The sequence below is a fragment of the Nocardia sp. NPDC055321 genome (genome assembly GCF_053645575.1).
Genome location: NZ_JBSHMS010000035.1, coordinates 24,829 through 50,790, shown reverse-complemented (window position 1 = coordinate 50,790; position 25,962 = coordinate 24,829). Strand labels below are relative to the sequence as shown.

The following is a 25,962-nucleotide window of genomic DNA, read 5'->3' as shown; positions in this document are numbered from 1 at the left end:
GCCGCCCCGCGAGATGATCTTCCGTTCGGTGGAGTTTCAATTGGAAGCGATCGAATCGGTGAGGTAATCGGTCACCCCATGGGTGACCGATCCCGGCTCTCAGCGACGTGCGGTAGCACCGGCAGTCGCGTCCGCGCTCGCGTCGTACGCGCGGGCGATGGCCTGCACCCAGCCGCGCGGGCCCACACCCGGCGGCGGCGCGATCCAGCGGCCGTCGACCAGGACATCGCCGAAGGGATTGCGCGCCCACTCCGCGACCTTCGCCGCGCGTTCGGCCACCGCGTCCGGCGGCGTGCCCGCGGCCGCGAACTCGATTCCGCCGCCGGACTGCAGGTAGAGCGCGTCCATGATCTGGGCGATCTGATCCGAGGCCTTCAACTGGGTCGCCGAACCCGTCTGTTCCTTGGCGACCACCTCCGGGAAACGCGCGACGAGCACCCGGTGCAGCGTGCGAATCTGCTTCAGCAGCAAGCGCGCTCGCGCCCAGAGTTCGATGACGATCCAGACCGCGCCCACCGCGATGAGCAGACTCGCGACCTGCCACATCGGCCAGTACCAGTCGCCCTGCCCCGCCGCCGCCGGCGGCTGCCCCTGAATCTCGCGGCGGACCGAGAGCAGGGCGAGCACGCCGACCACCGCGGTGCCCGAGGTGTACAGCGCGATACCCCGGCCCAGGGCGGTCCAATCCAGGTTCCGCACACCGGTGATCACGATGAACAGGCATTCCAGCGCGACGATCACCCAGCCGAAGGTCACCGACCACAGCAGGGTCAGCGTCATAGCGAGTACGCCGCCGGCGTAGATGACCCAGGCGATCTGGCGCAGATTCCGGCGCGAGACCACCGGCCACGCGGCCGCGGCGACCCCCGAGGTGGCGTTGGCGAACAGACTCCAGGAGGCGGTGACCAGCCGATCGGACAGCCAGACCCCGCGCACCCCGTCCGGCAGCAGATGATCCACCGCCACACCGATTTCCGGCACCGCGACCGTGGCCGCCGCGGCGACCGCCGCGACCGCGATCACGATCGCCACCCGGGCGGTGGTCGCCGGTTTCACCAGCACCCGGCCCACCCGGCCGCCCGCGGCCATCCAGACCAGCATGGCAAGCAGCCAAAAAGTCATGCCGTGCCCTCTTCCCGCGAACGACCAAGGGGGCCTTCGTGGTTACGGGGGTTCGCGCCCGCGGGCGACCTGGTCATCCGAGTGCCTCGTCGAATCGAAGGACCGAGACGCCTGCGCCTCGGCTGTTGAATACGCGCAGTCGGGTCATGAGCATGCTCGCGAAGGTCTCGGCCTCCCATTCGCACTGCTCGTCCTCGCCGAGGTCGACCGCCTGCTGATGCGCGCGCTGGCTGAGCATGTACGCGATGAGGTCATCGCTGGCCTCGAGCACCACCTCGGACGCGGCCTCGCCCGGATGGTCGAACACGATGTGCCCCAGCTCGTGGGCGAGGGTGTGATCACGGCTCGGCAGCGCCGAGGCCAGCACGATCACGTCCTTCTCCGGATAGCTGCGGCGCTGGCCGCAGACGCCCGGACCCAGCTGGGCACTGGCGATCTCGATGGGACGGCGACGCTCGGCGGAGATGGCGAGCACCACCTCGTCCAGGGTGGTGGCGTCGAAGTCGGCGGCCACGGCGCACACCGCGTCCACGGCCGCGGCCACCCGGCGGTAGGACCCGATGCTATGGGCCTTGCTCTCTGTCATCGTGCTCGCCTCACACCCTCGGTCCGAAGAACGCGGCCCGGGCGGCGTCGATGCGCCCCTGCGCCGCGGCGGCGCTCTGGAAACTCACCGCGCCCGAGCCGGTGCCGAGCAGTGCCATGGCGATCAGGCCGCCGATCACCGACAGCACTTTGACCGGCGGCAACGGGCTGTTGCTCGAGGTGGGAACGAAGTCCGGATTCGGTTGCGCCAGAACCGGTGCCGGGGCGGGCGGCGGTGGCGGCGGGGCGGGCGCGGGTTCCGGCGCCGGGGGCGCGGGCGCCACGACGGGAGCGACTGCGGGTGGTCGCACGACCGGCGGGGCGGGGATCTCCAGGGGAACCGGCGGGTCGACCGCCTCCGGACTCGGCAGCGGTATCAGCAGCAGGAGCAGCGGTGAGGCGCAGATCGCGGCGGAACCGACGCCCGCCGAGCCGACGCCCGCCGAACCCGCCGCGGCGGAACCCGCTGCGGCAGAACCGGCCCCGGCGCTGCCCGCACCCGCCGAACCCGCGCCGGCCGAACCGGCCGCCGCGGAACCGACACCCGCGGAACCCACGCCGACCGAGCCGGTGGCGGCGGAGCCGACCCCGGCCGAACCCGCGGCGGCGCTGCCGCCGACGACCGAACCGAGCCCGGCCGAACCCACGGCCGCCGAGCCCACCGCGGCGGACCCGGTGCACAGCGCGCCGAGGCCCGCCGAGCCGACCGCCGCCGAACCCAGTGCGGCAGAGCCGGTTCCGGCCGAGCCGACACCGAGCAGCACCCCCAGCAGCGCGGATCCGGTGCCGAGACCGGCCGAACCCACGGCCGCCGAGCCGGTGCCGAGCGCCAGGGCGGAGCCGACGCCCGCCGAACCCACGGCCGAGCCGGTGCCCGCGCCCGCGGAACCGACTGCGGCCGAACCTGTTCCGAGTGCGGCCGAGCCGGTGCCCAGTACCGTGGCGCCCGCGCCGAGGGCCGCCGAGCCGGTCACCGCGCCGGCCGAACCCACGGCGGCGGAACCGGTGCCCAGTACGCTGCCGATCCCGGCCGAACCGACACCTGCCGAGCCGACTCCAGCGGAACCGGCGCCCGCCGAACCCACGGCGGCCGACCCGGGGCCGATGCCCAGGATGACGGCGAGCAGATCCTGCGGCCCGGCAACGGGATTCACGGGCACGGAGTTCACCGAATCGGCGGTCGCGCCGTCTCGCGGCTGGGCCGCGCCGGCCCCGGCGCCCTCGCCGGGCGCGGGCTCGAGGTCGATGCCCGGCTGGCCCGCGGCGGTCACCGGCCCGAGCAGCGCGGACCCGGCGACAGCTGTGGTCACTGCCACCAAGCGCATTGCACGACCAAAGATCATGCGACAGCCATCCCCTCATCTGGTACTGCGCAGTCGGCTTGCTCCAGCTTCGTGGAGCGATTCACAAGACGTCCGGCAGCCCCGATTGCCGAACCTTTGCGGAACGCGGCCATCCTAACGGCGACCACGCCACCCCGCACAAGTCTTCATCGCATTAGGGAGCCCCCCAAACCGTACGCCCGAACGTCCCCCGCCGTACCGAATATGGCCAAGCGGCCCAGCGCAATTGGCCTTTCCCGCCAGACACCCCGCTCCCCTCCCGCCCCACCGGCCCCGCGATTCCCCTCGAAATCCGCCCCCAACACGGACATTCGCGACTTACACGACAGCAAACACCCGGCCCCCGACCACTCCTCCGATTAGGTGATCCGAGCCACACTCCCCAACATGGTCGAATGCCCAACTAGGCACACGAACGTGACGGGTAACACTCTTCCGACACCGCCCAAGCCCCCCGCTACCCCCGCGAAACGAGAAATCGCCGGCACTCATACGAGTACCGGCGATCAAGTTGCGACAACAAGCTTCCCGCCGCCCGCCGACAACCCAAAATATCCGGGGAGGCGAGGGAACCGGGGCCCTAGGCGCCGTATACGGGCTCGGGGGTCGGGGCCTTGGCGAGCAGGTCGCGCACGGCGGGGCCGAGCTCGGCCGGGTTCCAGCGGGCGCCGCGGTCGACGGACTCGCTGTGGCGGTGCCCGTCCATGACGGTGACCTTGCCGGCCTCGACCTCGAACATGCGGCCGGTGACGCCCGCCGAATCGGCGCTGCCGAGCCAGACCACCAGGGGGGACACGTTTTCCGGGGCCATGGCGTCGAAGCTGCCGTCCTCCGGGGCCGCCATGGTCTCGGCGAACACGGTCTCGGTCATGCGGGTGCGCGCGGCCGGGGCGATGGCGTTCACGGTGATGCCGTAGCGCGCGAATTCGGCTGCGGCGGTGATGGTCAGGCCCGCGATGCCCGCCTTGGCGGCGGAGTAGTTGCCCTGGCCGATCGAGCCGAGCAGGCCCGCGCCGGAGCTGGTGTTGATGATCCGGGCCTCGGGCTGCCGCCCGGCCTTGGACTCGTTGCGCCAGTAGTCGGCGGCGTGCCGCATCGGCGCGAAGTGGCCCTTGAGGTGCACCTTGATGACCGCGTCCCACTCGTCCTCGCCGAGGTTGACCAGCATCCGGTCGCGCACGATGCCCGCGTTGTTGACCAGCACGTCCAGCCGGCCGAAGGTCTCGACGGCGGTGGCGACGAGGCGGCGCGCGCCCTCCCAATCCGAGACGTCGTCGCCGTTCACGACGGCTTCGCCGCCGGCGGCGCGGATCTCCTCGACGACCTTGGCGGCACCGGAGTCCGGCTTCGGGGTGCCGTCGAGCTCGGCGCCCAGATCGTTCACAACGACCTTCGCGCCCTCGGCGGCGAAAGCCAGCGCGTGCGCCCGGCCGATGCCCTGGCCCGCACCGGTGACGATGACGACGCGGCCGTCGCAGATCTTCTCGGTCATTCGAAATACCTCGCTGATGAGTGGAGTGGGAATTGTGCCGGTCTAGTTGCCCGTCACCGCGGGAACGTCCGCGGTGGAGGCGCCGAGGAACGCGGGCTTCTCGCCGCCGCCGTGCACGAGCAGCGACGAGCCGGTGACGTATCCGGCCAGGGGGGAGGCCAGGAAGGCGGCGGTGCGGCCGATGTCCTCGGGGCTCGCCATGCGCTGCATGGGCACGGTCCCGCTGACAGCGGCGATGCCGTCCTCGTCGCCGTAGTGCAGGTGCGAGGACTCGGTATTGACCAGCCCGCACACCACCGAGTTCATCCGAACCCTGGGCGCCCATTCCACGGCGAGCGAGGAAACCAGACTGTCCACACCGGCTTTGGCGGCGCCGTAGGCCGCGGTGCCGGGCGACGGGCGATGCCCGCTCACGCTGGAGATCATCACGATGGATCCGCCGGTGTCCTGGCGCTGCATGACGTCGTTCGCGACCTGCGAAACCAGCAGCGGCGCGAGCAGATTCAGCTGAATGATCTTGGAGTGGAAGTTCGGGCTGGCGTCGGCGGCCAGGGCGAACGGCGCACCGCCGGCGTTGTTGACCACGGTGTCGAGCCGCCCGTGCCGATCGACGATGGCGTCGATCAGCGCGCGCACCGAATCCGGGTCACGCACATCGCACGGCAGGAACTCGATCGCCCGCCCGTTGCTTTCCACGGGCACGTCGGCGGGGCGGGGCGCGCCGGCCCCCACGGGCGCGGCGGCGGCCAGGGATAACCCGCGGATAACCGCCCCCCCCCCCCCCCCGCCCACCGGGGCCCAAACGACCCAACCGGAGCGGGGAAAGTACAGGCCCACCGTGCTAACCTACCAAGCACTTGCTTGTTTTGCCAACGATGGGCTGGCACTTTCCAAAGGGAGCGCGATGGGGATCATCCGTCACACCGAAACCGAGGGCGTGGAAGTAGTCACCGTTGACTACGCGCCGGTCAACGCCCTGCCCTCCGACGGCTGGTTCGCGCTCGCCGACGCCGTCCGCGAGGCCGGGCGCAACCCCGAGACCCGGGTCGTCGTGCTGCGCGCCGAGGGCCGCGGGTTCAACGCGGGCGTCGATATCAAGGAGATGAACGCGGACACCGGGCACACCGCCCTGATCCGCGCGAACCACGGCTGCTTCGCCGCCTTCGCCGCCATCTACGACTGCGAGGTCCCGGTCGTCACCGCCGTGAACGGCTTCTGCCTCGGCGGCGGCATCGGCCTGGTCGGCAACTCCGATGTCATCGTCGCCTCCGACGACGCGACCTTCGGCCTCCCCGAGGTCGACCGCGGCGCGCTCGGTGCGGCCACCCACCTTTCGCGACTGGTCCCCCAGCACCTCATGCGGACCATGTTCTACACCGCGGGCACCCTCACCGCGCAGCAGTTGCACCACTACGGCTCGGTCTTCAAGGTCGTGCCGCGCGCCGAGCTCGACGCCGCCGCCATGGAGGTGGCCAAGAACATCGCCAACAAGGACGGCCGCGTCATCCGCGCCGCGAAGAAGGCGCTCAACGGCATCGACGTGCAGGACGTGCACCGCTCCTACCGATTCGAGCAGGGCTTCACCATGGAACTCAACCTCGCCGGCGTGGCGGACGAGATCCGCGCCCGGTTCGACGACGACATCGCGGCCCAGAAGAAGGGGAAGTAGAAGCCATGCGCGACAAGCGGATGACGCTCGACGAGATCGTCGGCGAACTGCGCAGCGGAATGACCATCGGACTCGGCGGCTGGGGTTCGCGCCGCAAGCCGATGGCGCTGGTGCGGGCAATTCTCAAGTCGGACATCAAGGATCTGACCGTCGTCACCTACGGCGGCCCGGATCTGGGTCTGCTGTGCTCGGCGGGCAAGGTCAAGAAGGCGTACTACGGCTTCGTGTCCCTGGACTCCGCGCCGTTCTACGACCCGTGGTTCGCCAAGGCGCGCACCGCCGGTGAGATCACCGTCCGCGAGATGGACGAGGGCATGGTCAAGTGCGGCCTGCAGGCCGCCGGCGCCCGCCTGCCGTTCCTGCCGATCCGGGCGGGACTGGGTTCGTCCGTGGTCGATTTCTGGGAGGGCGAGCTGAAAACCGTTCAGTCGCCCTATCAGACCGACGGCAAGACCGAGACCCTCATCGCCATGCCCGCGCTGAATCTCGATGCCGCGTTCCTACACCTGGACCTGGGTGACAAGCACGGCAATGCCGCCTACACCGGCATCGACCCGTACATGGACGACCTGTACGCGCTGGCCGCCGAGAAGCGCTACCTGTCGGTGGATCGGCTGGTCGAGACCGACGAACTGGTGAAAGCCGTTCCGCTGCAGTCGCTCATCCTCAACCGGCTGATGGTCGACGGTGTGGTCGAGGCCCCCGGCGGCGCGCACTTCACCTTCTCCGGCAGCTACGGGCGCGACGAGAAGTTCCAGCGCCACTATGTCGAGGCCGCCAAGACCCCCGAGTCGTGGGCCGAGTTCAAGGCCTGCTTCCTGGACGTGTCCGAGGCCGAATACCAGGATGCCGTCAAGGCTTTCGCCGAGGAGCAGAAGTAATGACCGACACCACCACCATCACTCGGGCCGAGGTTTGTGTCGTCGCGTCGGCGGAGATCTTCCGCGGCGCGGGCGAGATCGTGGCCTCCCCGATGTCCACCGTCACCACCATCGGCGCGCGGCTGGCGCGGCTCACCTTCGAGCCCGACCTGGTGCTCTCCGACGGCGAGGCGCGGCTGTTCGCCGAGGTCCCGCCGATCGGCGGCCAGGCTCCGCTGGAGGGCTGGTTCCCGTTCTCCAAGGTCTTCGACGTGGTGCAGTCCGGTCGCCGCCACGTGGTGATGGGCGCCAACCAGATCGACCGCTTCGGCAATCAGAACCTCTCGGCGTTCGGCCCGCTGCAGCAGCCGACCCGGCAGATGTTCGGTGTGCGCGGCGCGCCCGGCAACACCATCAACCACGCGACCAGCTACTTCGTGCCCAAGCACAACAGGCGGGTGTTCGTGGATCAGGTCGACATCGTCTCCGGAATCGGTTACGACAAGATCGATCCCGAGAACCCGGCCTACCGGTTCCACCACCTGCACCGGGTGGTCTCGAACCTGGGCGTCTTCGACTTCAACGGCCCGGACCACACCCTGCGCGCGCTGTCGCTGCACCCGGGCGTGAGCGCGGACGAGGTCGCCGAGAACACCTCGTTCGAGGTCGCCGGCCTGGCCGAGGCGGGCGAGACCCGGCTGCCCACCGAGGAAGAGCTGCGGATCATCCGGACCGTGCTCGACCCCAAGGGTTTCCGTGAGAAGGAAGTGACGGCATGACCGGGCGGCTGCGGACGCCACTGACCGAACTGGTCGGCATCGAGCATCCGATCGTCCAGACCGGCATGGGCTGGGTCGCGGGTCCGGCCCTGGTCTCGGCCACCGCGAACGCGGGCGGTCTCGGCATCCTGGCCTCGGCGACCATGACCTTCGAAGAACTCGAAGTGGCCATCGCCAAGACCAAGTCGCAGACGGACAAGCCCTTCGGCGTGAACATTCGCGCCGATGGCTTCGACGCCACCGAGCGCTGCGAGCTGATGATCCGGGAGGGCGTGAAGGTCGCCTCCTTCGCGCTGGCCCCCAAGAAGGAACTCATCGCCCGGCTCAAGGACAACGGCGTGGTGGTGGTTCCGTCGATCGGAGCGGCCAAGCACGCGGTGAAGGTCGCCTCCTGGGGCGCCGACGCGGTCATCGTGCAGGGTGGCGAGGGCGGCGGGCACACCGGTTCCGTCGCGACCACGCTGCTGCTGCCCTCGGTCCTGGACGCGGTGGACATCCCGGTCGTCGCGGGTGGCGGCTTCTTCGACGGTCGCGGCCTGGCCGCCGCGCTCTCGTACGGGGCGGCCGGCGTCGCCATGGGCACCCGCTTCCTGCTCACCCAGGAGAGCAGTGTGCCCGAGGCCGTCAAGCGCGAGTACCTGGCCCGCGGCCTGCAGGACACCGTCGTCTCCAAGAAGGTCGACGGCATGCCGCATCGCGTGCTCAACACCGAACTGGTGCAGAAGCTCGAAAACTCGGGCAGCGCGCGCGGATTCGCCGCCGCGGCGTCGAATGCGCTGAAGTTCAAGGGCATGACCGGCATGAAGTGGTCGACCATCGTCAAGGACGGTCTGGCCATGCGCAAGCACAAGGACCTCACCTGGTCCCAGGTGATCATGGCCGCCAACACCCCGATGCTCCTGAAGGCCGGCCTGGTGGAAGGCAATACCCAGGCCGGCGTCCTGGCGTCGGGCCAGGTCGCCGGAATCATCGAGGATCTGCCGACCGTGCAGGAACTGGTCGATCGCATCGTCGCCGACGCGATCGCCCGCATCGACAGCCTCGCCACCTACCGCGTGACCGACGAGGCGACCGCCTAGAACATCCTCCCCCACCGCCGTGGATTCGTCCACGGCGGTCCCCGATCAGCGCGGCCCGACACAATCGGCCGCGCCCCCAAGGATCCGACCGACCTCGGATCCTTTCGGCGCACGGCCTCGCCGCCGTTCGCGCCCGGCCGCCCCGGAACCTCTCGCCCGGGGCGGCTCGGGCCGCCTCTCCGCGAACTCCGGCCGGACTCGAGCGCCGAGAAAGTCGGCTCGGCGGCCGACGGTCACGAGGTGGCCCGGCCAGCCCGTACCCGGTGAGTTACCCCGGGCGGAGCGAAATCAGTTGTCGCCTTCGCGATCGAATACCCCCTGACTGTCGGGCGTCAGCCGCCGAACCGGCCCTAAATTGGTGATGCCGATGTCGGGCGGGGCTGCCACCATGTGGGCCATGGGGAACGTCTTGATTGTCGGGGACCTGCACGGGAACACCGGGCACGCGCTGCACGTCGTGCAGGCCGCGGTGCGTAACGAGTGCTCGAAGGTGTTCGTGGTGGGGGACTTCGGGGCCTGGGAGCACATGCCTTCGGGGAAGCGGTATTTCGACGTCGTCAACAAGGCGGCGCGTAAGGCCGGAGTCGTCGTGTACTTCCTGGACGGCAATCACGACAAGAGCTCGCTGCTGCACGAGATGTACGACGACCGTCGCGACGACGAGGGATTCCTGCTGTGCCGCAAGAACGTGCGGTACGCGCCGCGGGGGCACCGGTGGGTGTGGGAGGGCACGACTTTCGCGGCCTTCGGGGGTGCGCGGTCCACCGACAAGGGATGGCGGCTGGCGCGGGAGGCGCGCAAGCGGGAGCAGGATCTGCGCCATCGCCGGTACGGCTCCACGCGGGTGCGGCCGTCCGCGGGCACGCTGTGGTTCCCGGAGGAGGAGATGACCGACGACGAACTGGCCGAACTGCTCTCGGCCGACGCCTCGCCGGTGGACATCGTGCTCACCCATGACAAGCCGCGCGCCACGAACCCCAAGTTCAATCGCAAGGACAAGCCCGAGTGCTTCCCCAATCAGGACCGCATCCAGGAGGTCGTCGACACCCTGCGCCCGGGCCTGCTCTTCCACGGGCACCTGCACTTCCGCTACACCGAACTCATCGCGTGCGGCGGTGACGACCGGACCCGGGTCGAGGGCCTGGCCTCGGACCCGGACTCCGCCGCCCACCCGTCCTACGCGATCGAGCAGTCCTGGTTCGTGCTGCCGCTCCCGCACACCACCACCGAACTCGCCGAGCCCGCCGCCGGATAGGCGGCGCACCCGCCGGGTACCCCCGCCACGAACCGCGCGCCGAACCCGGAAACCCGGTCGCACGCTGCGGCGACGATCGAGGATCTTGCACACATAGTTATGCGTGCATATGATCGCCTGCGGTCGCAGGAGAGGAGATCGACATGGGTGCAGGGCACGCGCACGGCCACGATCACGGGCATTCGCACGGGGCCACGGCCGACAGCGACAAACGTCTGCTGGCGGGAGCACTGGCGCTCATCGTCGTCTTCATGACCGGCGAGGTCGCGGTCGGCATCATCTCCGGTTCGCTGGCGCTGCTGTCCGACGCCGCGCACATGCTCACCGACGCGGCCGCTATCGCCCTGGCGCTGTGGGCGATTCGCCTGGCCGCGCGTCCGGCGGCGGGCCGCATGACCTTCGGCTGGAAACGCGTGGAGATCCTGTCCGCCATGGCCAACGGCGCGACGCTGCTGGTGCTGGCGGCCTGGCTCACCCTCGAGGCCGTCGAGCGGCTGCTGAATCCGCCGGAGGTCACCGGCGGTCTGGTGCTGGTGACCGCGCTCATCGGCGTCGTGGTGAATCTGATCGCGACGCTCATGATCAGCCGGGCCAACCGCACCAGCCTGAACGTCGAGGGCGCCTTCCAGCACATTCTCAACGATCTGTACGGCTTCATCGCCACGGCGGTCGCGGGCGCGATCATCATGCTCACCGGGTTCGTGCAGGCCGACGTCATCGCCACCATGATCGTGGTGGTGCTCATGGTGAAGGCCGGCGTCGGCCTGGTCCGCGCGTCGAGCCGCATCTTCCTCGAGGCGGCCCCGGAGAATCTGGACCCCGCGGCCATCGGCGCGGCCATGGCCGCGCGCGAGCACGTGGTGGAAGTGCACGATCTGCACATCTGGGAGATCACCTCGGGCTCCCCGGCGCTGTCGGCCCACGTGCTGGTCGAACCCGGGCAGGACTGCCACGCCGCCCGCGAGGATCTGGCGCACTTCCTGGCGCACGAGTACCACATCGATCACGCCACCCTGCAGGTCGACCACGCGCAGCCCGGGGTGATCGGGCTGGGCCGCGCCGCCGCCTCGCACTGCGAGCAGGCGCACGGCCCCGCGCACATCGGCTAGTCGCGCCGGGGCTCGGTGCGATCGGGTCCGGCCGAGTCGTCGTCCCCGTCGTCGTAGGACGAGGTGCCCTCATCGTCGAGTAGCGGTTCCGCGGCGGTGAGATGCGCGGGCGCCAGCCAGCGCAGGACGTGGTAGCCGGTGATCACGACGAGGGTGCCCAGGGCGATGCCGCCGAGGGTGAAATTGTCGGTGAACTCGATGCTCACGTTGCCGATGCCGATGATCAGGCCGGCGGCGGCGGGCACCAGATTGAGCGGATTGCGCAGGTCCACACGGGCATTGGTCCAGATCTGCGCGCCGAGCAGGCCGATCATGCCGTACAGGATCACGGTGATACCGCCCAGCACACCGCCGGGAATGGCCGCGACCACCGCGCCGAATTTCGGGCACAGGCCGAACAGCAGCGCGAAACCGGCGGCGGCCCAGTAGGCGGCGGTGGAGTACACCCGGGTCGCGGCCATGACGCCGATGTTCTCGGAGTACGTGGTGTTGGGCGGGCCGCCCACGGCCGTGGACAGCATGGAGGCCGCGCCGTCGGCGGCGATGGCGGTGCCGAGTTTGCCGTCGAGCGAGTCGCCGGTCATCTCGCCGACGGCCTTGACGTGGCCCGCGTTCTCGGCCACCAGCGCGATCACCACGGGCAGGGCGACCAGGATCGCCGACCATTCGAAGGCGGGCGCGTGGAAGTCGGGCAGCCCGATCCAGTCCGTGTGCGCCACCGCGGACAGATCCAGGCGCCAGTGGTCGACGACCTTGCCGCTGGCGTCGGCGGAATGGATGCGGCCGAAGACACGATCCAGCAGCCAGGACAGGCCGTAGCCGAAGATCAGGCCCAGGAAAATGGCTATGCGCGAGAAGAATCCGCGCAGCGCCACCACCGCGAGCCCGGTGAACAGCATGACCAGCAGCGCCGTCCACTGATCCTGCGGCCAGTACACCGAGGCCGTGACCGGCGCGAGGTTGAAGCCGATGAGCATGACCACCGCGCCGGTGACCACCGGCGGCATGGCGATGTGAATGATGCGCGCGCCGAACCTGCGCACCGCCAGACCCACCAGCAGCAGTGCCGCACCGACCACCAGGCAGGCGCCGGTGACGGTCGCGCTGCTGCCGCCCTGCGCCCGGATCACCGCGGCCACACCGACGAAGGAGAGCGAGCACCCCAGGTAGCTCGGCACCTGTCCCTTGGTGGCCAGCAGGAAGATGGCGGTCGCGACGCCCGACATCATGATGGCGAGGTTGGGGTCCAGCCCCATCAGCACCGGCGCGACGAAGCTCGCGCCGAACATGGCCACCACGTGCTGTGCCCCGAGCCCGAAAGTGCGTGGCCAGGACAACCTCTCGTCGGGCCGGACCACCGCCCCGCGCGCGGGCGTCCGCCCGTCCCCGTGCACCGTCCAGCGGACACCAAGATTCATAGACCGCCCGCTTTCTCACCAGACCGGCAACCGAATTCCGGCCAATCGTACGGCGGGCAAACGCCCGGTTCCCGCCATCCACACACCCCCGCCCCGCCCGCCCGGGTGCACCACGTGCACCCGGTGCCGACCCGCACCCGGTCCCCCGAACCACGACCCTCCCCCGTCAGTCGAGTCCGTACCTCCGCAGCAACTGTCGCGGCAACGCATGCGGGTTCACATCCTCCGCACAGTCCCACTCCACACCCCGATCCCGCCCCACCCCCGAATACGTCTCCGCCCCCGCCCCTTTGCCGCCGTCGCCCTCCCCCCGGACCCGCCGTCCAGCCCCCGCTCTTCCGTCGGCCGCCCTCCCGAACAACTGCCCCGCTCCTCTTCCACCGTCCGTCTCCCCTCCGAACAGATGCCCCTCTCCCCTCCTACCGCCGCCCTCGAACAACTGCCGGATCGCAGCCACCACCCCGGGGTCGTCCGCCAACTCCGCCCGTACACCCGCCGCCAATTCCCGCGCTCGCGTATGCGCCCGCGAGTGCGCGCCCGAAACAGCCTCCGCCACCCCCGAATCCCCCATCTCCAACCGCAAGATCCGCCCGTCGACCCCCACCTCGATCCGCACCCCCGCCACCACGGCCCGCCCCCGCACCTCCTCCAATGCGTCCTGCACCCGCCGCGCCTTCCGCCCGATCTCCTCGAACCGCCCCAGACCTCCCACCCGACCCCCTCTCGCCCCCAACCCTTCTCCCTTCCAAGCCTCCCCCACTCACCCCGCCCTGCCCCCACACTCGCCAACCTCGCACCCCAACCCGCCCGAATCCCCCAAACCTCTTCGTTCCCCGGCATCAGCACGGGTGCGAAACGGCAAGTAGCGCGGGCTCTTCCCCGCGCATCGGATGCTGGACTACGCGTGGCACCGGTGCTCGGGCAGGCGTCATCGCGGCGGACAGTGGCGCGGGTCGGGCATTATGGGCGGGACACGGGAGGGTGGAGATGGGGGAACGGGTGGGGATCCGGCGGTGGGGATTGCGCGGGGTGGGGATTGTTGTCAGCGTGCTATTTCTGGTGGGGGCGGGGCGATTTCTGTGGCCGCAGGCGGGGGTCGAGGAGCAGCCGGGGGGTGCTTGGCGGCAGCTGGCTTTCGTGCGGGGGGCCATCGAGGAGGGGGCGGACCTCGCGGCGCAGGGGCAGTTTCCGGAGGGGTACTACTTCGCCAACGCGTTGTACGGGCTGGCCTGGGTGCAGGTGGGGCTGGCCGACCCGAGGGTTCGGGACGAGGCGCTGCGGGAGGCTCGGTGGGCGCTCGGGAGGGTCGAATCCGAGCGGGGGCGCGAGGTTTTCAGTCCGGGACTGCGGCCCGCGTACGGGATCTTCTGGGCGGGATGGACCAACTGGCTGCGCGGGGGCATCCTCGCGCTCGGCGGTACGGGGGACGCGGCGGAGGTCGAGCGGTTCGCGACGGGGACCGCGGAGATCGCGGCGGCGTTCGCGGCCTCGGACACGCCGTTCCTGCAGGCCTATCCGGGGCAGGCGTGGCCCGTCGACTCCACGGTCGCGATCGCGGCGCTGCGCCTGCACGACACCCTGTTCACGCCCCGGTTCGGCACCGAGGTGGCACGCTGGCTGAGCGCCGCGCGCGACCGGCTCGACCCCGCAACCGGACTGCTGCCGCACCGGGTGTCCGCGGCCGACGGCACGCCGCTGCAGGGCGCGCGTGCCACGTCGCAGGCGGTGATCCAGCGCTTCCTGCCCGAGATCGACGCCGCCACCGCGGCCGAGCAGTACCCGCGCTACCGCGACGCCTTCCTCGCCTTCCCGGGCGGGTTCGGCCCGGCGCTGCGCGAGTATCCGCACGGGGTCTCCGGCAGCGGCGACGTCGACTCCGGCCCCTTGGTCGCCGGGGTGAGCCTGTCCGCGACGGTGGTCGCGCAGGGCGCGGCCCGGGTCAACGGCGACGAATCACTGGCCACCGCACTGGGTTCGGCGGGCGAACTGCTCGGGCTGCCGCTGACCCTGCCGAGCAGCAAGCGCTACGCGTTCGGCCTGGTCCCCATCGGCGACGCCTTCGTGGTCTGGTCCGCCACGGCCCGGACCATCACCGCCGAGGCGCAGCCGGCCCGGGCCGAGGGGCTGCCGTGGTGGTGGCGCCTGCCCTGGCTCACCGTGCTCGGTCTCGGCGCGCTTGCGCCCTGGCTACCACGGTTGGCGCGCGAGTGGCTACGCCGCCGGGAATCCGGCTCCGCGGATCGCCGCCCCGCAGCCACGAGCACGGCTAACTAGCTGTTCGATAGCCACTCCCCCGCCGCGCACACCGAACATCCGGCAAAACGGATGCACCCGCCCGGGCCGGCGACGCGGCGCTCCGACCGTTGCCGCGCGCGCCGTGTCGGCCTGGGCAACGGCCCGCGCGCGGCGCCCCACCCGGTGCCGCGAGCCGCGTCCGGCGGTGAGCGCGGTTCTCGCGAACTCGCAGCAGATCCCGCACAACGACCCCCCTCCGATCGCGAAATCGACCTTCACCACGGGCGACAGACCCGACCCCGGAAATCGATTCCCCGCAGACCGGCGGCTCTGTGGAAACGCGGAGACTTCGATCCGCCGCACGCCCAGCGGCTCCGGTCGGCACCCACGCGCGAAGCGGATCCCACGACAGGTCCTTGCCGCCGGTCCAGCCTCACCCCGCCCGGCATCTTGCCGTCGGCGCGGGCCTGGCGGCGGCGTCGACTCACCCTCAGCTGGTAACCCGAATCTGCTGCATCATGTCGTGATCCGCGTGATCGAGGTTGTGGCAGTGCCAGACGTACCCTCGAATCTCCCCGTGCCCGCCGTGTCCCGCCCCGTGCGCACCGTGCGGCGACATCGCTTCCGCCCCAGCGGGAATCGGCACCACCGCATCGGGATCGAAGCCCAGTTCGGCGATCGAGGGCCAGTGCACCGCGATCCGGGTGATCGTGTCGGTCGGGCACTCCACGGTGTCCTTCCACCCCGTCTCCCACGGCGGCGGCGCCTGCGGCGGCCCGAACGCGTACGGGTCGGCCGTGGGCTGCCACCGGGTGCCGAAGGCCGGCGGCGGATTACGCAGCCAGTACGCCTGGGTGAGAATCGGCTGCCGCGACAGCACCCGGATGCGCGCCAGATGCAGGTGCACGGGGTGATCGAAGGGCGTGGCGTTCACGATGTCCCACTGCTCGACCGTGCCCGCGCGCGCCACGTCGACATCGGCGGTCAGGAACGGCAGGTTGTTCAGCGCCATCATGGTCGGGAACACCGCCGCGGACCGCGCGTCGTCGTTGAGCCCGATCAACGTCATGGTGCGAACCCGTTCGGCCGGTTCGAGCGGCGGGAGCGGCTCGGGCAGCCCGTCCCCGCCGCGCAGCCGGGCCGGCACCCGCGCGGGCGGCCCGGGCCCGGAAACAGTGAACCGCATGATCCGGCGCACCTCGGGCACCATGAACACGGTATTGCCGAAGTCGTTGAGGGCCGTGTTGATCAGATCCGCGACCGTCCCGTCCGGCAGCGCCCCGAAATCGACGAGCAGATCCACCCGCTCCCCCGGGCTGACCCGGACAGCCACGGTGGGCACCGGCGCGTCCAGCAGTCCCAGATCGCCGCCGATCACCCAGAACGGCAGCCCGCCCTCGAACCCGAGGATGTACGGCCGCGAGTTCGAGCCGTTCAGCACCCGGAACCGGTAGAGCGTGCGGCGCACCGTCAGTCGCGGCCAGACCTTCCCGTTGACGCACGCGGTGTCCCCGAGCTGACCGGATTGGTTGTAGCCCTGCGGAATATAGATCCCGACCATCGGCTGCACGGTGCCGTCGGCGTTGAACGTGCGATCCTGCACGATGAGCGGTACCTCGAACTCGCCGCTGGGCAGCCCCAGCGGGTTGTCCACCGCACCGGTGTCGAATTCGTCTCGCACGTAATACATCCCGGCCAGCCCGGCCTGGATGTTCAACCGCGTGATGCCCATGACGTGGTCGTGATACCAGAGCCCCGCAGCCTCCTGCCGATTGCCGTACACGAAGGTGGGCGCACCGCCGTTCCGCCAGCCGATGAGCGGATGCCCGTCCGCCGCAGGGGTATTGGGCCCGCCGTGCAGGTGGATGGTGAACCGCGGGTCGGTGCGGTCCAGTTCGGTCGTGCCGTGCATGGTGAGGTCGACGTGCTGCGCGAGCACGTGCTCCCCGAGGTTGTTGTGGAAACCGATGCGCGACTCGCGATCTCGCCGGGCTTCCAGCGTCGGCCCCAGCACCGGCCGATCGAATCCCCAGCTGCGCGCCGCCGGTAGATCCCGGTGGTAGCTGTGCGACCCGGCGCTCGCGCTCAGTTGCCCGGCGGCGGGCCGCGTTTCGGGGATCGGCAGCTCGTCCGCGAACGGTTCGAGCGCCGGCGAATGGTAGTTGAACGGCGTCACCGGCAGCGCGGGCAACGGCGGCAGCGGTAGCGGCGCCGGGGGCAGCGGTACCGGATCCGCGCCCGCCCCGGCCGTGAAACCGGCTCCGAGAATACCGAGGGTCCCCAGGAGGAACCCGCGTCGTGGCAGGTCAGCGCTCATAGCTCACACAGATTCGCCGGGCCGGCGGGTGCCGGGTGCGTCCGTTTCTTCGACTACCCCCGATTCTCCGCTCGAACGCCGGATCGTGCCCGGAAATGCGCGAGGCCGCATCCCGGCGGGCGGGATGCGGCCTCGTGGGGCGCGGCGTAAACGCTGCGCCCCAAGCGAACTCGGCTCGCACGAGCCGCTCGGGTCAGCCCAGGCGCTCGATGATCGTGACGTTGGCGGTACCGCCGCCCTCGCAGATGGTGAGCAAGCCGTAGCGCCCGTTCACCCGCTCGAGCTCGTTGAGCAGCGAGGCGAACAGCTTGGCCCCGGTCGCGCCGAGCGGGTGGCCCAGCGCGATGGCCCCGCCGTTGACGTTGACCTTGTTCGGGTCCGCGCCGGTCTCCTTGATCCAGGCCAGCACGACCGAGGCGAACGCCTCGTTGATCTCGATGACGTCCATGTCGTCGATGGTCAGCCCGGTCTTCTCCAGCGCCCACTTGGTGGCCGGGATCGGCGCGGTGAGCATGTAGATCGGGTCGGCGCCGCGCGCGCTCACGTGGTGGATGCGGGCGCGCGGGGTGAGCCCGTACTCCTGGACCGCCCAGTCCGAGGCCAGCAGCGTGGCCGCCGAGCCGTCGGAGATCTGGCTGGCGAGCGCGGCGGTGACCCGGCTGCCCTCGGCGAGCGGCTTGAGCCCGGCCATCTTCTCCATGGTGGTCTCACGCGGGCATTCGTCGATGAAGAAGTCGCCGACCCCGACGATCTCGCGATCGAAGCGGCCGTCGACGATGGCCTTGCGGGCGCGCTCGTTGCTGCGCAGCGCCCACTCCTCCATGTCCACCCGGGAGATGTCCCACTTCTCGGCGATCATGTGGGCCGAATTGAACTGCGACACTTCACCGGTGCCGTAGCGGTGGTCCCAGCCCTGCGCCCCGACGAAGGGCGATTCGAAGCCGTACTGCTGGCCCGCGAGCATGGCCGAGGAGATCGGGATGGCGCTCATGTTCTGGATGCCGCCGGCCACGATGACCTCCGACGTGCCGGACATGATGGCCTGCGCCGCGAAGGTGATGGCCTGCTGCGAGGAGCCGCACTGCCGGTCGACGGTCACCCCGGGCACCGATTCCGGGTAGCCCGCGGCGAGCCAGGCGGTGCGCGCGATGTTGCCCGCCTGCGGCCCGATGGTGTCGCAGCAGCCGAACACCACGTCGTCGACGTGCACCGGGTCGATGCTGTTGCGGCCCATCAGCCCGCGCAGCGCGGCGGCGCCCAGGTCCGCGGGGTGCACGGCGGCGAGCGACCCGCCACGCTTGCCGACGGGCGTGCGGACGGCGTCGATCACATACGCCTCCCGCATCGGCGAATACTGGCGACGGGACGGTGCAGACATCGTGAACTCCTACTGCTAACTGCGGGCTGTAATTTTTCACCGGTCGGGCGCGAGCCCGATGCAGATCCGATGGGATCGAAAGCTGTTATCGGGCTTCTGGATTGGTGAGTCCGTCGAGCACGATGGTGAGGTACTGCTTGGCCAGGGCGTCGACGGTGATGCGCCCGCCCGGCTGATACCACCGCACCGAAACCCACACGGTGTCGCGCAGGAAGCGGTATGCGAGTTCGATATCCATTTCCGCGCGGAAACTGCCGTCGGCCACGCCATTGGCGAGCACCTGGTGCCAGAGTTCGCGGAATTCCTTGTTGTACTCGTCGATATAGCCGAATGGCGCTGCGCCACTGAGGCGTTTGGCTTCGGCCTGGTAGATGGCGACCGCGGCGTGCCATTGATCGAAGGACTCGTACGACGCGAGCACCAGGGCCTCGAGGGTGTCCCGCGCGCCCAGCCCGGACGCCACGATCTCGCGGTAGCGCCCGAACAGGTCGTCGAGGAAGCCGCGCAGGATCTCGTCCACCATGGCTTCCTTGGAATCGAAGTGGTGGTAGAGACTGCCGGATAGAATCCCCGCGGCATCGGCGATATCGCGAACCGTGGTGGCGCGCAGTCCTCGCTCGGCGAAGAGGTTGGCGGCCAGGCTGAGCAGCTCGCTGCGGCGAGCAGACTTCGAGGGCTCCGATGGTGGGGTCACGAGCCCAATATACAACCAAGCATTTGCTTGGTCGAGGGGGGTCAGCGCACCGAATACCGCAGCGGCGAGGAAACGGATAGATCGGCCAGCAATCGATCGCAGATCACCACCGGTGAAACCCCGGCCCGGGCCAGACGCGCGACCAGGGCCAAGCGGCGTTCGGGACTGTCCCACTCGACGACGATCGGCTCGCGGCCCGGCCCGGCGTCGACCGTGGCCAGCACCCGCGGCGGGTGCGCGTCGTCGCCCTCCTCCTCGCTGAGTTTGAGCACCATTCCGCGCTGCCAGGCCCGATAGGTCTCCATATCCGCGCCGGCGACAAGTTTGTCCGTGGCGGCGCACAGGCCCCGCGCGATGCCGTCGGTGAAGGCCGTGTGATCGAAACGCAGCCGCCGGCACTCGCGCACCACCGCGAGCAGATCGGACCGGACCTCGCACAGCAGCGCGGTCCGCCTGCGGCGGCGCAGTTCGTCCTCGGAGATGCCGTTCAGCGTTTCCCTGGTCGATTCGATACGCCGGGCGCGTTCCCGATCGCGAATCACGTCCCGGCGCAACGCGGCCCGCGGATCGCGGGAGATTTCCCCTTCGTCCACGGCATGTTGCCGGAGAATCTGCGCGGCGCGCGTCGCGGTCGCGCCGGCGGATTCGTGCTCGAGCAATTCCGCGCCCAGTGCGAGCGCGGCCATGACGATGTTGTCGAGTCTTCGGCGCGCGAGTACAACCTCGAGAACGAGCTCGAGTTCCAATTCGCGTACACGTTCGGTCAGTGCTTCTGGTTGGCGTTCCGGACCCATGGGTCGTGCCCTTCGACTATGCGGAACCGGCCTAAACCAGGATTACACAGCCGTAAGGGGGTAGCGCCACAATATTTTTTCCGCGGATGGTTCGTCAGCCGACCCGCGCGCGGGAATTGCTCAGGCGCGCTGGCTCGAGATGGAGACGACCTCACCGGTCAGGTAGGTGGTGTAGTCGCTGGCGAGCATGGCGATGGTCGCGGCGACCTCCCACGGCTCGGCCGCGCGGCCGAACGCCTCACCGGCGGCCAGGCGATCGAGCAGATCCCCGGAGGTGACCTTGTCCAGGAACGCGTGCCGGGCGATGGACGGGGCGACCGCGTTGATCCGCACGCCGTATTCGGCGGCCTCCACGGCCGAGCAGCGGGTCAGCGCCATGACGCCGGCCTTCGCGGCGGCGTAGTGCGCCTGCCCGTGCTGCGCGCGCCAGCCCAGCACGCTCGCGTTGTTGACGATCACGCCGCCGTGTCCCGCCTCGCGGAAGTACTTCAGCACCGCGCGGGTGGCCCGGAAGGTGCCGTTCAGCGTGATGTCGATGACCTTGTCCCACTGCTCGTCGGTCATGTCGACGACGGGGGTCTCACCGCCGAGCCCGGCGTTGTTGACCATGATGTCGATCCGGCCCAGGGCCGCGACCGCACCCTCGATCAGCTGATCGACCTGTTCGGTCGAGCTCACGTCGCAGGGCACGGAAGCGATTCGGCGGTCCGGGAATTCGGCGGCGAGGGCCTCGGCGGTCTCCTTCAGCCGGCGCTCGTGCCAGTCGGAGACGACGACGTCGGCGCCCTCGGACAGCAGCCGGCGCGCGGTGGCCGAGCCGATGCCGGTGCCCGCGGCGGCGGTCACGACCGCGACCTTGCCGGCGAGCAGATTGTGGCCCGGGGTGATCTCGGGAGCGGTGGACAGATCAGTCACGGACGAGCCTCTCGGGGAAGTCCGAGCACCCGCTCGGAGATGATGTTGCGCTGAACCTCGTTCGAACCGCCGTAGATGGTGTCCGCGCGAGTGAAGAGGAAAAGCCGTTGCCAGGCATTGAGATCGGACTTGCCGTCGTGGTCGACGGCGTCGGCGATCAGGCCGGGCGCGCCGAGCACGTCCATGGCCAGCTCGCCCAGATCGCGATGCCAGTTGGCCCACAGCAGCTTGGTGACCGACGCCGAACCGGCGGCGGTGCGGGCGTCCACGGTGGCGCCGTCGTGCCCGGATTCGAGGGTGCGCAGCACGTGGGCGCGCAGCACGCGCAGGCCCACCCACGCCCGGTCGAACCGGTCGGCGATCACCGCGTCGCCGAGCGCGCCGGTCTTCGCGGCGACGGCCTCGAGGTCGGCGAGTTCGCGGGCGTAGCGGATCTGCTGGCCGACGGTGGAGATGCCGCGCTCGAAGGTGAGCGTGCCCATCGCGACGGCCCAGCCGTCGCCGGGCTTACCGACCACGAGATCGGCGGCGGTGCGGGCGTTGTCGAAGTAGACCTCGTTGAATTCCGCGGTCCCGGTGAGCTGGATGATCGGCCGGACCTCGACGCCGGGCTGATTCATCGGCACCAGGAGATAGGACAGGCCCTTGTGCCTGCTCGATCCCTTCTCCGTGCGCGCGACGACGAAGCACCAGTCGGACAGGTGCGCGAGCGAGGTCCACACCTTCTGCCCGGTGATCGACCACTCGTCGCCGTCCAGGTACGCGGAGGTGCTGACCGCGGCCAGGTCGGAGCCCGCGCCGGGTTCGGAATAGCCCTGGCACCACAGCTCGGTGACGTTGCGGATGCCGGGCAGGAAGCGCTTCTTCTGCTCTTCGGTGCCGAAGGCCAGCACGGTCGGGCCGAGCAGTTCCTCACCCAGGTGCGACACGCGGCTGGGCGCGTCGGCCTTGGCGTATTCCTCGTGGAAGATGACCTGCTGGGCGAGGGTGGCGTCGCGGCCGCCCCACTCCTTGGGCCAGCCGAGGCAGGTGAGTCCGGCGGCGGCCAGGGCGCGGTCCCATTCGAGACGCTCCTCGAAGGCCTCGTGCTCGCGCCCGGGACCACCCAGACCGCGCAGTTCACGGAACTGTCCGTTCAGGTTCTCGGCCAGCCATTCCCGCACCTCGGTGCGGAATTCGGCGTCCTCGCGCGATTCACGGCCAACCGTGATCCCGCTGGCCGGTTCGGGGGTCTGGATCATGCTCACCCCCGTAGAGTAACCTACCAAGCACTTGCTTTGTTAGACCCATTCCCGGACGTTCGGAGCCCCCGTGACATCCCCACCGCAGACCGCGTCTTCGCTGCCGCAGACCACACCCCTGGCGCTGCACGCCGCAGCCGAGGCGTACGGTTCCGCACCCGCCGTCACCGACGGCGCGGTGCGGCTGAGCTGGGCACAACTGCTCGACTCGGTCCGTGAGACCGCGCGCGTGCTGATCGCGCAGGGCGTCGAACGCGGCGACCGCGTCGGCATCTGGGCTCCCAACACCCACCACTGGATCACCGCGGTCCTGGCCACCCATTACGTGGGCGCGGTGATCGTGCCGCTCAACACCCGGTACGTGGCCGACGAGGCCGCCGACGTGCTGGGCCGGGTCCGGGCCAAGGCGCTGTTCATCGTCGGGGAATTCCTGGGCCGCGACCGCCTGGCCGAATTGCGCGCCGACGCACCCGAACTCGCCATAGACACCGTCATCGTCATTCCCGGTGACCGGGACGCCGCTGTCGAGAACGCCATCGCCTGGGCGGAATTGCCGAAGCTGGCCGAGGCCGTCACCCTCGCCGACGCCATCGCGCGCGCGGAATCGGTACAGCCGGACGACGTCTCGGACATCCTGTTCACCTCCGGCACCACCGGCCGCAGCAAGGGCGTGCTCATTCCGCACACCCGCGCGCTCACCAGCGCCCGCGCCTGGGCCGACTGCGCGACGCTGAACCAGCAGGATCGCTACCTGGTCGTGCCGCCGTTCTTCCACAGCTTCGGTTACAAGGCGGGCATTCTCGCCTCGCTGGTCACCGGCGCGAGCATCGTCCCGCAGATCACCTTCGACGTGCCCGAGACCATGCGCCTGATCGCCGCCGAGGCCATCACCGTGCTGACCGGCCCGCCGACCATCTTCCAGACCATCCTCGAACACCCCGCCCGGGCCACCGCCGATCTGTCGTCGCTGCGCGTGGCGGTCACCGGCGCGGCCACCGTGCCGGTCGTGCTCATCGAGCGCATGCGCGACGAGCTGGACTTCGACGTGGTGCTGACCGCGTACGGGCAGACCGAGTCCGGTGGCTTCGGAACCATGTGCCGCCCCGAGGATTCCGCCGAGACCATCGCCAACACCTGCGGCCGCGCCATCGACGGCTTCGAGATCAAACTGGCCGACAACGGCGAACTGCTGCTGCGCAGTTCGCAGATCATGCTCGGCTACCTCGAGGACGAGCAGGCCACCGCCGACACCATCGACAACGACGGCTGGCTGCACACCGGCGACGTCGCGGTGATCGACGAGCGCGGGTACATGAAGGTCACCGACCGGCTCAAGGACATGTACATCTCCGGCGGCTTCAACGTCTACCCCGCCGAGGTCGAGCAGGCCATGGCGCGGCTGGCCGGGGTCGCCGAAACCGCGGTCATCGGGGTGCCGGACGAGCGCATGGGCGAGGTCGGCAAGGTCTACGTGGTCCGCAAGCCGGGTGCGGAGCTGTCCGCCGACGACGTTCTGGCGCATGCCAAGACGCTGCTCGCCAATTTCAAGGTGCCGCGGTTCGTGGAGTTCCGCGACCAGCTGCCCTACAGCGCCGCCGGCAAGGTCCTCAAGCGGCAACTACGTGAGGAGAACGCGTGAGCGCCACCGATTCCGCGCCGGGGCCCATCCCCGACGAGGGCGAGGTCGTCCTCTACGAGAAGCGCGGGCCGATCGCGGTCGTCACGCTGAATCGCCCGGACTACCGCAACGCCCAGAACTCCGTGATGACCTACGCCCTGGACGCCGCCTTCGTGCGCGCGGTCGAGGACGCCGAGGTCAAGGTGATCGTCCTGGCCGGGGCCGGAAAGCATTTCAGCGCCGGGCACGACATCGGCACGCCGGGCCGCGATCACCACGTCCGGTACGAGAACCAGGCCGCGCTGTGGTGGGACCACACCGACCGGCCCGGCGGCGATCAGCGCTTCGCCCGCGAGACCGAGGTCTACCTGGGCATGTGCCGGCGCTGGCGCGAGATTCCCAAGCCGACCATCGCCATGGTGCAGGGCGCGTGCATCGCGGGCGCGCTCATGCTGGCCTGGTCCTGCGACATGATCGTCGCCTCGGAGGACGCCTTCTTCTCCGATCCCGTGGTGCGCATGGGTATTCCGGGCGTGGAGTACTTCGCGCACCCGTGGATGCTCGGCCCGCGCCGGGCCAAGGAGATCCTGTTCACCGGTGACCGCTTCTCCGCCGCGCAGGCGTACGAGTGGGGCATGGTGAATCGCGTCGTCGAGCGCGAGAACCTGGAGACCGAGACGTTCGCGCTGGCCGAGAAGATCTCGGCCATGCCGCAATTCGGGTTGGCGCTGACCAAGAAGGCCGTCAATCAGTGCGAGGACCTCATGGGGATGCGCGCGGGCATGGATTCGGTCTTCGGCCTGCACCATTTCGCGCACGCCCACAACGCCGAGGTCGGAGCGGATTCGCTCGGCGGCATGAATGCCAAGTCTATGAAGAACACCGCCACGGCCACGGCCGACGCGGAGAGGAACGGGGCGAAGTAAGTGGATCTCGAATTCGACGACAGGACAGCGGCTTTCCGGCAGGAGGTCCGGGAGTTCCTGGCCGCCAACGTGCCCGCCGCTCCCCTGCCGTCCATGGACACCGCCGCGGGGTTCGAGGCGCATCGCGAGTGGGAGGCCACGCTGGCCGATGCCCGGCTCTCCTGTGTGGCCTGGCCCGCCGAATACGGCGGCCGGGACGCCTCGCTGACCGAATGGGTGATCTTCGAGGAGGAGTACTACGCCTCCGGAGCGCCCGGCCGCGTGTCGCAGAACGGCATCTTCCTGCTGGCCCCGACGCTGTTCGAGCACGGTTCACCCGAGCAGCTCGCCCGCATTCTGCCGAGAATGGCGCGCGCGGACGACATCTGGGCGCAGGCGTGGTCCGAGCCGGAAGCCGGTAGCGATCTCGCCGGTATCCGCTCGAGCGCCAAGCGCACCGAGGGCGGCTGGATCCTCAACGGCCAGAAGACCTGGAGTTCGCGTGCCTCGTACGCGGATTGGGGCTTCGGACTGTTCCGCAGCGACCCGGAGGCGCAGCGCCACAAGGGTTTGACCTACCTCATGTTCCCGCTGACGGCCGAGGGCGTCACCGTGCGCCCGATCCCGCAGCTGGACGGCGAGCCCGGGTTCGCGGAGATCTTCCTGGACAACGTCTTCGTGCCGGACGCCGACGTGATCGGCGAGGCCAACAACGGCTGGAAGGTCGCCATGGCGACCTCGAGCAACGAGCGCGGCCTCTCGCTGCGCGCACCGGGCCGGTTCAACGCCACCGCCGCCAAGCTCATCGAGCTGTGGCGCGCCACCACCGACGAGTCCGACACCGCGGTGCGCAACAGCGTCGTGGACGCGTGGGTCGGCGCCGAGGCGTACCGGCTGAACACCTGGGCCACCGTCACCCGGCTCGCCGACGGCGGCCAGCTGGGCGCGGAGTCCTCGGTGAACAAGGTGTTCTGGTCCGATCTGGACATCGCCATGCACGAAACCGCGCTGGACATCCTGGGCGCCGCCGCCGAGCAGGAATCGGAGTGGACGGACGGCTACCTCTTCTCGCTGGCGGGCCCGATCTACGCGGGCACCAACGAGATCCAGCGAAACATCATCGCCGAACGCCTGCTCGGCCTGCCGCGCTAGAA

22 protein-coding genes are annotated in these 25,962 nt (G+C 69.9%); 10 read left to right on the top strand and 12 right to left on the bottom strand.

What is annotated here, in order from left to right:
* Positions 1-99 precede the first annotated feature (99 nt).
* The 5 genes from ACWIGI_RS36675 to ACWIGI_RS36655 form a co-directional block, all read right to left on the bottom strand.
* Positions 100-1,122, bottom strand: a complete 1,023-nt coding sequence (locus ACWIGI_RS36675) for a hypothetical protein (RefSeq protein ID WP_454208165.1) — start codon at positions 1,120-1,122, stop codon at positions 100-102.
* Between the two features lie 73 nt (positions 1,123-1,195).
* Entirely contained in the window at positions 1,196-1,708 is a 513-nt protein-coding gene (locus ACWIGI_RS36670; RefSeq protein WP_454208164.1) for an ImmA/IrrE family metallo-endopeptidase, read from the bottom strand.
* Between the two features lie 10 nt (positions 1,709-1,718).
* Positions 1,719-3,023, bottom strand: a complete 1,305-nt coding sequence (locus ACWIGI_RS36665; protein WP_454208163.1) for a hypothetical protein — start codon at positions 3,021-3,023, stop codon at positions 1,719-1,721.
* Positions 3,024-3,630: 607 nt separating this feature from the next.
* Positions 3,631-4,542 carry an SDR family oxidoreductase gene (locus ACWIGI_RS36660; protein ID WP_454208162.1) on the bottom strand — a complete coding sequence of 304 codons (912 nt, stop codon included), beginning with the start codon at positions 4,540-4,542 and terminating at the stop codon, positions 3,631-3,633.
* Positions 4,543-4,584: 42 nt separating this feature from the next.
* Positions 4,585-5,379: an SDR family oxidoreductase gene (locus ACWIGI_RS36655; protein WP_454208161.1), complete on the bottom strand. Its 795-nt coding sequence runs from the start codon at positions 5,377-5,379 to the stop codon at positions 4,585-4,587.
* Between the two features lie 67 nt (positions 5,380-5,446).
* Between ACWIGI_RS36655 and ACWIGI_RS36650 the strand changes: the two genes are divergently transcribed.
* From ACWIGI_RS36650 to ACWIGI_RS36625, 6 genes are all read left to right on the top strand, one after another.
* Positions 5,447-6,211, top strand: a complete 765-nt coding sequence (locus tag ACWIGI_RS36650) for an enoyl-CoA hydratase family protein (RefSeq protein ID WP_354989506.1) — start codon at positions 5,447-5,449, stop codon at positions 6,209-6,211.
* Positions 6,212-6,216: 5 nt separating this feature from the next.
* Complete coding sequence (locus tag ACWIGI_RS36645) at positions 6,217-7,092, top strand: CoA transferase subunit A (protein WP_454208160.1); 876 nt, start codon at positions 6,217-6,219, stop codon at positions 7,090-7,092.
* Positions 7,092-7,850, top strand: coding sequence for a CoA-transferase subunit beta (locus tag ACWIGI_RS36640; protein ID WP_354989504.1), 759 nt, complete (start codon positions 7,092-7,094; stop codon positions 7,848-7,850). Before ACWIGI_RS36645 ends, ACWIGI_RS36640 begins: the two co-directional genes overlap by 1 nt.
* Positions 7,847-8,929 (top strand): NAD(P)H-dependent flavin oxidoreductase, encoded by a 1,083-nt coding sequence (locus ACWIGI_RS36635; RefSeq protein ID WP_454208159.1) that lies wholly within the window; start codon positions 7,847-7,849, stop codon positions 8,927-8,929. The genes ACWIGI_RS36640 and ACWIGI_RS36635 overlap by 4 nt, the downstream gene beginning before the upstream one ends.
* A gap of 397 nt (positions 8,930-9,326) precedes the next feature.
* Complete coding sequence (locus tag ACWIGI_RS36630; protein ID WP_454208158.1) at positions 9,327-10,184, top strand: metallophosphoesterase family protein; 858 nt, start codon at positions 9,327-9,329, stop codon at positions 10,182-10,184.
* Positions 10,185-10,327: 143 nt separating this feature from the next.
* The gene (locus ACWIGI_RS36625) at positions 10,328-11,293 is read left to right on the top strand and encodes a cation diffusion facilitator family transporter (protein WP_454208157.1); all 966 of its coding nucleotides are present in this window, start codon (positions 10,328-10,330) and stop codon (positions 11,291-11,293) included.
* Here ACWIGI_RS36625 and ACWIGI_RS36620 read toward each other — a convergent pair.
* Positions 11,290-12,711, bottom strand: a complete 1,422-nt coding sequence (locus ACWIGI_RS36620; RefSeq protein ID WP_454208156.1) for a uracil-xanthine permease family protein — start codon at positions 12,709-12,711, stop codon at positions 11,290-11,292. The genes ACWIGI_RS36625 and ACWIGI_RS36620 overlap by 4 nt on opposite strands.
* A 1,047-nt stretch (positions 12,712-13,758) precedes the next feature.
* On the opposite strand from ACWIGI_RS36620, the gene ACWIGI_RS36615 reads away from it, so the two are divergent.
* The gene (locus ACWIGI_RS36615; protein WP_454208155.1) at positions 13,759-14,985 is read left to right on the top strand and encodes a hypothetical protein; all 1,227 of its coding nucleotides are present in this window, start codon (positions 13,759-13,761) and stop codon (positions 14,983-14,985) included.
* Positions 14,986-15,436: 451 nt separating this feature from the next.
* Here the strand turns inward: ACWIGI_RS36615 and ACWIGI_RS36610 are convergent, their stop codons facing one another.
* The 6 genes from ACWIGI_RS36610 to ACWIGI_RS36585 form a co-directional block, all read right to left on the bottom strand.
* Complete coding sequence (locus ACWIGI_RS36610) at positions 15,437-17,263, bottom strand: multicopper oxidase family protein (protein WP_454208154.1); 1,827 nt, start codon at positions 17,261-17,263, stop codon at positions 15,437-15,439.
* Between the two features lie 193 nt (positions 17,264-17,456).
* Entirely contained in the window at positions 17,457-18,608 is a 1,152-nt protein-coding gene (locus tag ACWIGI_RS36605) for an acetyl-CoA C-acetyltransferase (RefSeq protein WP_454208196.1), read from the bottom strand.
* Positions 18,609-18,726: 118 nt separating this feature from the next.
* Positions 18,727-19,335, bottom strand: coding sequence for a TetR/AcrR family transcriptional regulator (locus ACWIGI_RS36600; RefSeq protein ID WP_454208153.1), 609 nt, complete (start codon positions 19,333-19,335; stop codon positions 18,727-18,729).
* 41 nt (positions 19,336-19,376) lie between these two features.
* Positions 19,377-20,129 (bottom strand): hypothetical protein, encoded by a 753-nt coding sequence (locus ACWIGI_RS36595; protein ID WP_454208152.1) that lies wholly within the window; start codon positions 20,127-20,129, stop codon positions 19,377-19,379.
* A 120-nt stretch (positions 20,130-20,249) separates the two neighbouring features.
* Positions 20,250-21,044: an SDR family oxidoreductase gene (locus tag ACWIGI_RS36590; RefSeq protein ID WP_454208150.1), complete on the bottom strand. Its 795-nt coding sequence runs from the start codon at positions 21,042-21,044 to the stop codon at positions 20,250-20,252.
* Positions 21,041-22,285, bottom strand: coding sequence for an acyl-CoA dehydrogenase family protein (locus ACWIGI_RS36585; protein ID WP_454208195.1), 1,245 nt, complete (start codon positions 22,283-22,285; stop codon positions 21,041-21,043). The genes ACWIGI_RS36590 and ACWIGI_RS36585 overlap by 4 nt, the downstream gene beginning before the upstream one ends.
* Positions 22,286-22,355: 70 nt before the next feature.
* On the opposite strand from ACWIGI_RS36585, the gene ACWIGI_RS36580 reads away from it, so the two are divergent.
* The 3 genes from ACWIGI_RS36580 to ACWIGI_RS36570 are packed head-to-tail and all read left to right on the top strand — an operon-like array spanning position 22,356 to position 25,960.
* Positions 22,356-23,924, top strand: a complete 1,569-nt coding sequence (locus ACWIGI_RS36580; protein ID WP_454208149.1) for a FadD3 family acyl-CoA ligase — start codon at positions 22,356-22,358, stop codon at positions 23,922-23,924.
* Positions 23,921-24,829, top strand: coding sequence for an enoyl-CoA hydratase (locus ACWIGI_RS36575; protein ID WP_454208148.1), 909 nt, complete (start codon positions 23,921-23,923; stop codon positions 24,827-24,829). The genes ACWIGI_RS36580 and ACWIGI_RS36575 overlap by 4 nt, the downstream gene beginning before the upstream one ends.
* A complete protein-coding gene (locus ACWIGI_RS36570) occupies positions 24,830-25,960 on the top strand; it encodes an acyl-CoA dehydrogenase family protein (RefSeq protein WP_454208147.1) in 1,131 nt (376 codons plus the stop codon). It abuts the gene before it with no gap.
* Positions 25,961-25,962: the final 2 nt, after the last annotated feature.

Bases quoted from the DNA above. Each gene is read 5' to 3' on its own strand.
- ACWIGI_RS36675 (WP_454208165.1), bottom strand. From the start codon at position 1,122: ATGACTTTTTGGCTGCTTGCCATGCTGGTCTGGATGGCCGCGGGCGGC.
- ACWIGI_RS36670 (WP_454208164.1), bottom strand. From the start codon at position 1,708: ATGACAGAGAGCAAGGCCCATAGCATCGGGTCCTACCGCCGGGTGGCC.
- ACWIGI_RS36660 (WP_454208162.1), bottom strand. From the start codon at position 4,542: ATGACCGAGAAGATCTGCGACGGCCGCGTCGTCATCGTCACCGGTGCG.
- ACWIGI_RS36650 (WP_354989506.1), top strand. From the start codon at position 5,447: ATGGGGATCATCCGTCACACCGAAACCGAGGGCGTGGAAGTAGTCACC.
- ACWIGI_RS36645 (WP_454208160.1), top strand. From the start codon at position 6,217: ATGCGCGACAAGCGGATGACGCTCGACGAGATCGTCGGCGAACTGCGC.
- ACWIGI_RS36640 (WP_354989504.1), top strand. From the start codon at position 7,092: ATGACCGACACCACCACCATCACTCGGGCCGAGGTTTGTGTCGTCGCG.
- ACWIGI_RS36635 (WP_454208159.1), top strand. From the start codon at position 7,847: ATGACCGGGCGGCTGCGGACGCCACTGACCGAACTGGTCGGCATCGAG.
- ACWIGI_RS36630 (WP_454208158.1), top strand. From the start codon at position 9,327: ATGGGGAACGTCTTGATTGTCGGGGACCTGCACGGGAACACCGGGCAC.
- ACWIGI_RS36625 (WP_454208157.1), top strand. From the start codon at position 10,328: ATGGGTGCAGGGCACGCGCACGGCCACGATCACGGGCATTCGCACGGG.
- ACWIGI_RS36620 (WP_454208156.1), bottom strand. From the start codon at position 12,711: ATGAATCTTGGTGTCCGCTGGACGGTGCACGGGGACGGGCGGACGCCC.
- ACWIGI_RS36610 (WP_454208154.1), bottom strand. From the start codon at position 17,263: ATGAGCGCTGACCTGCCACGACGCGGGTTCCTCCTGGGGACCCTCGGT.
- ACWIGI_RS36605 (WP_454208196.1), bottom strand. From the start codon at position 18,608: ATGCGGGAGGCGTATGTGATCGACGCCGTCCGCACGCCCGTCGGCAAG.
- ACWIGI_RS36595 (WP_454208152.1), bottom strand. From the start codon at position 20,129: ATGGGTCCGGAACGCCAACCAGAAGCACTGACCGAACGTGTACGCGAA.
- ACWIGI_RS36585 (WP_454208195.1), bottom strand. From the start codon at position 22,285: ATGATCCAGACCCCCGAACCGGCCAGCGGGATCACGGTTGGCCGTGAA.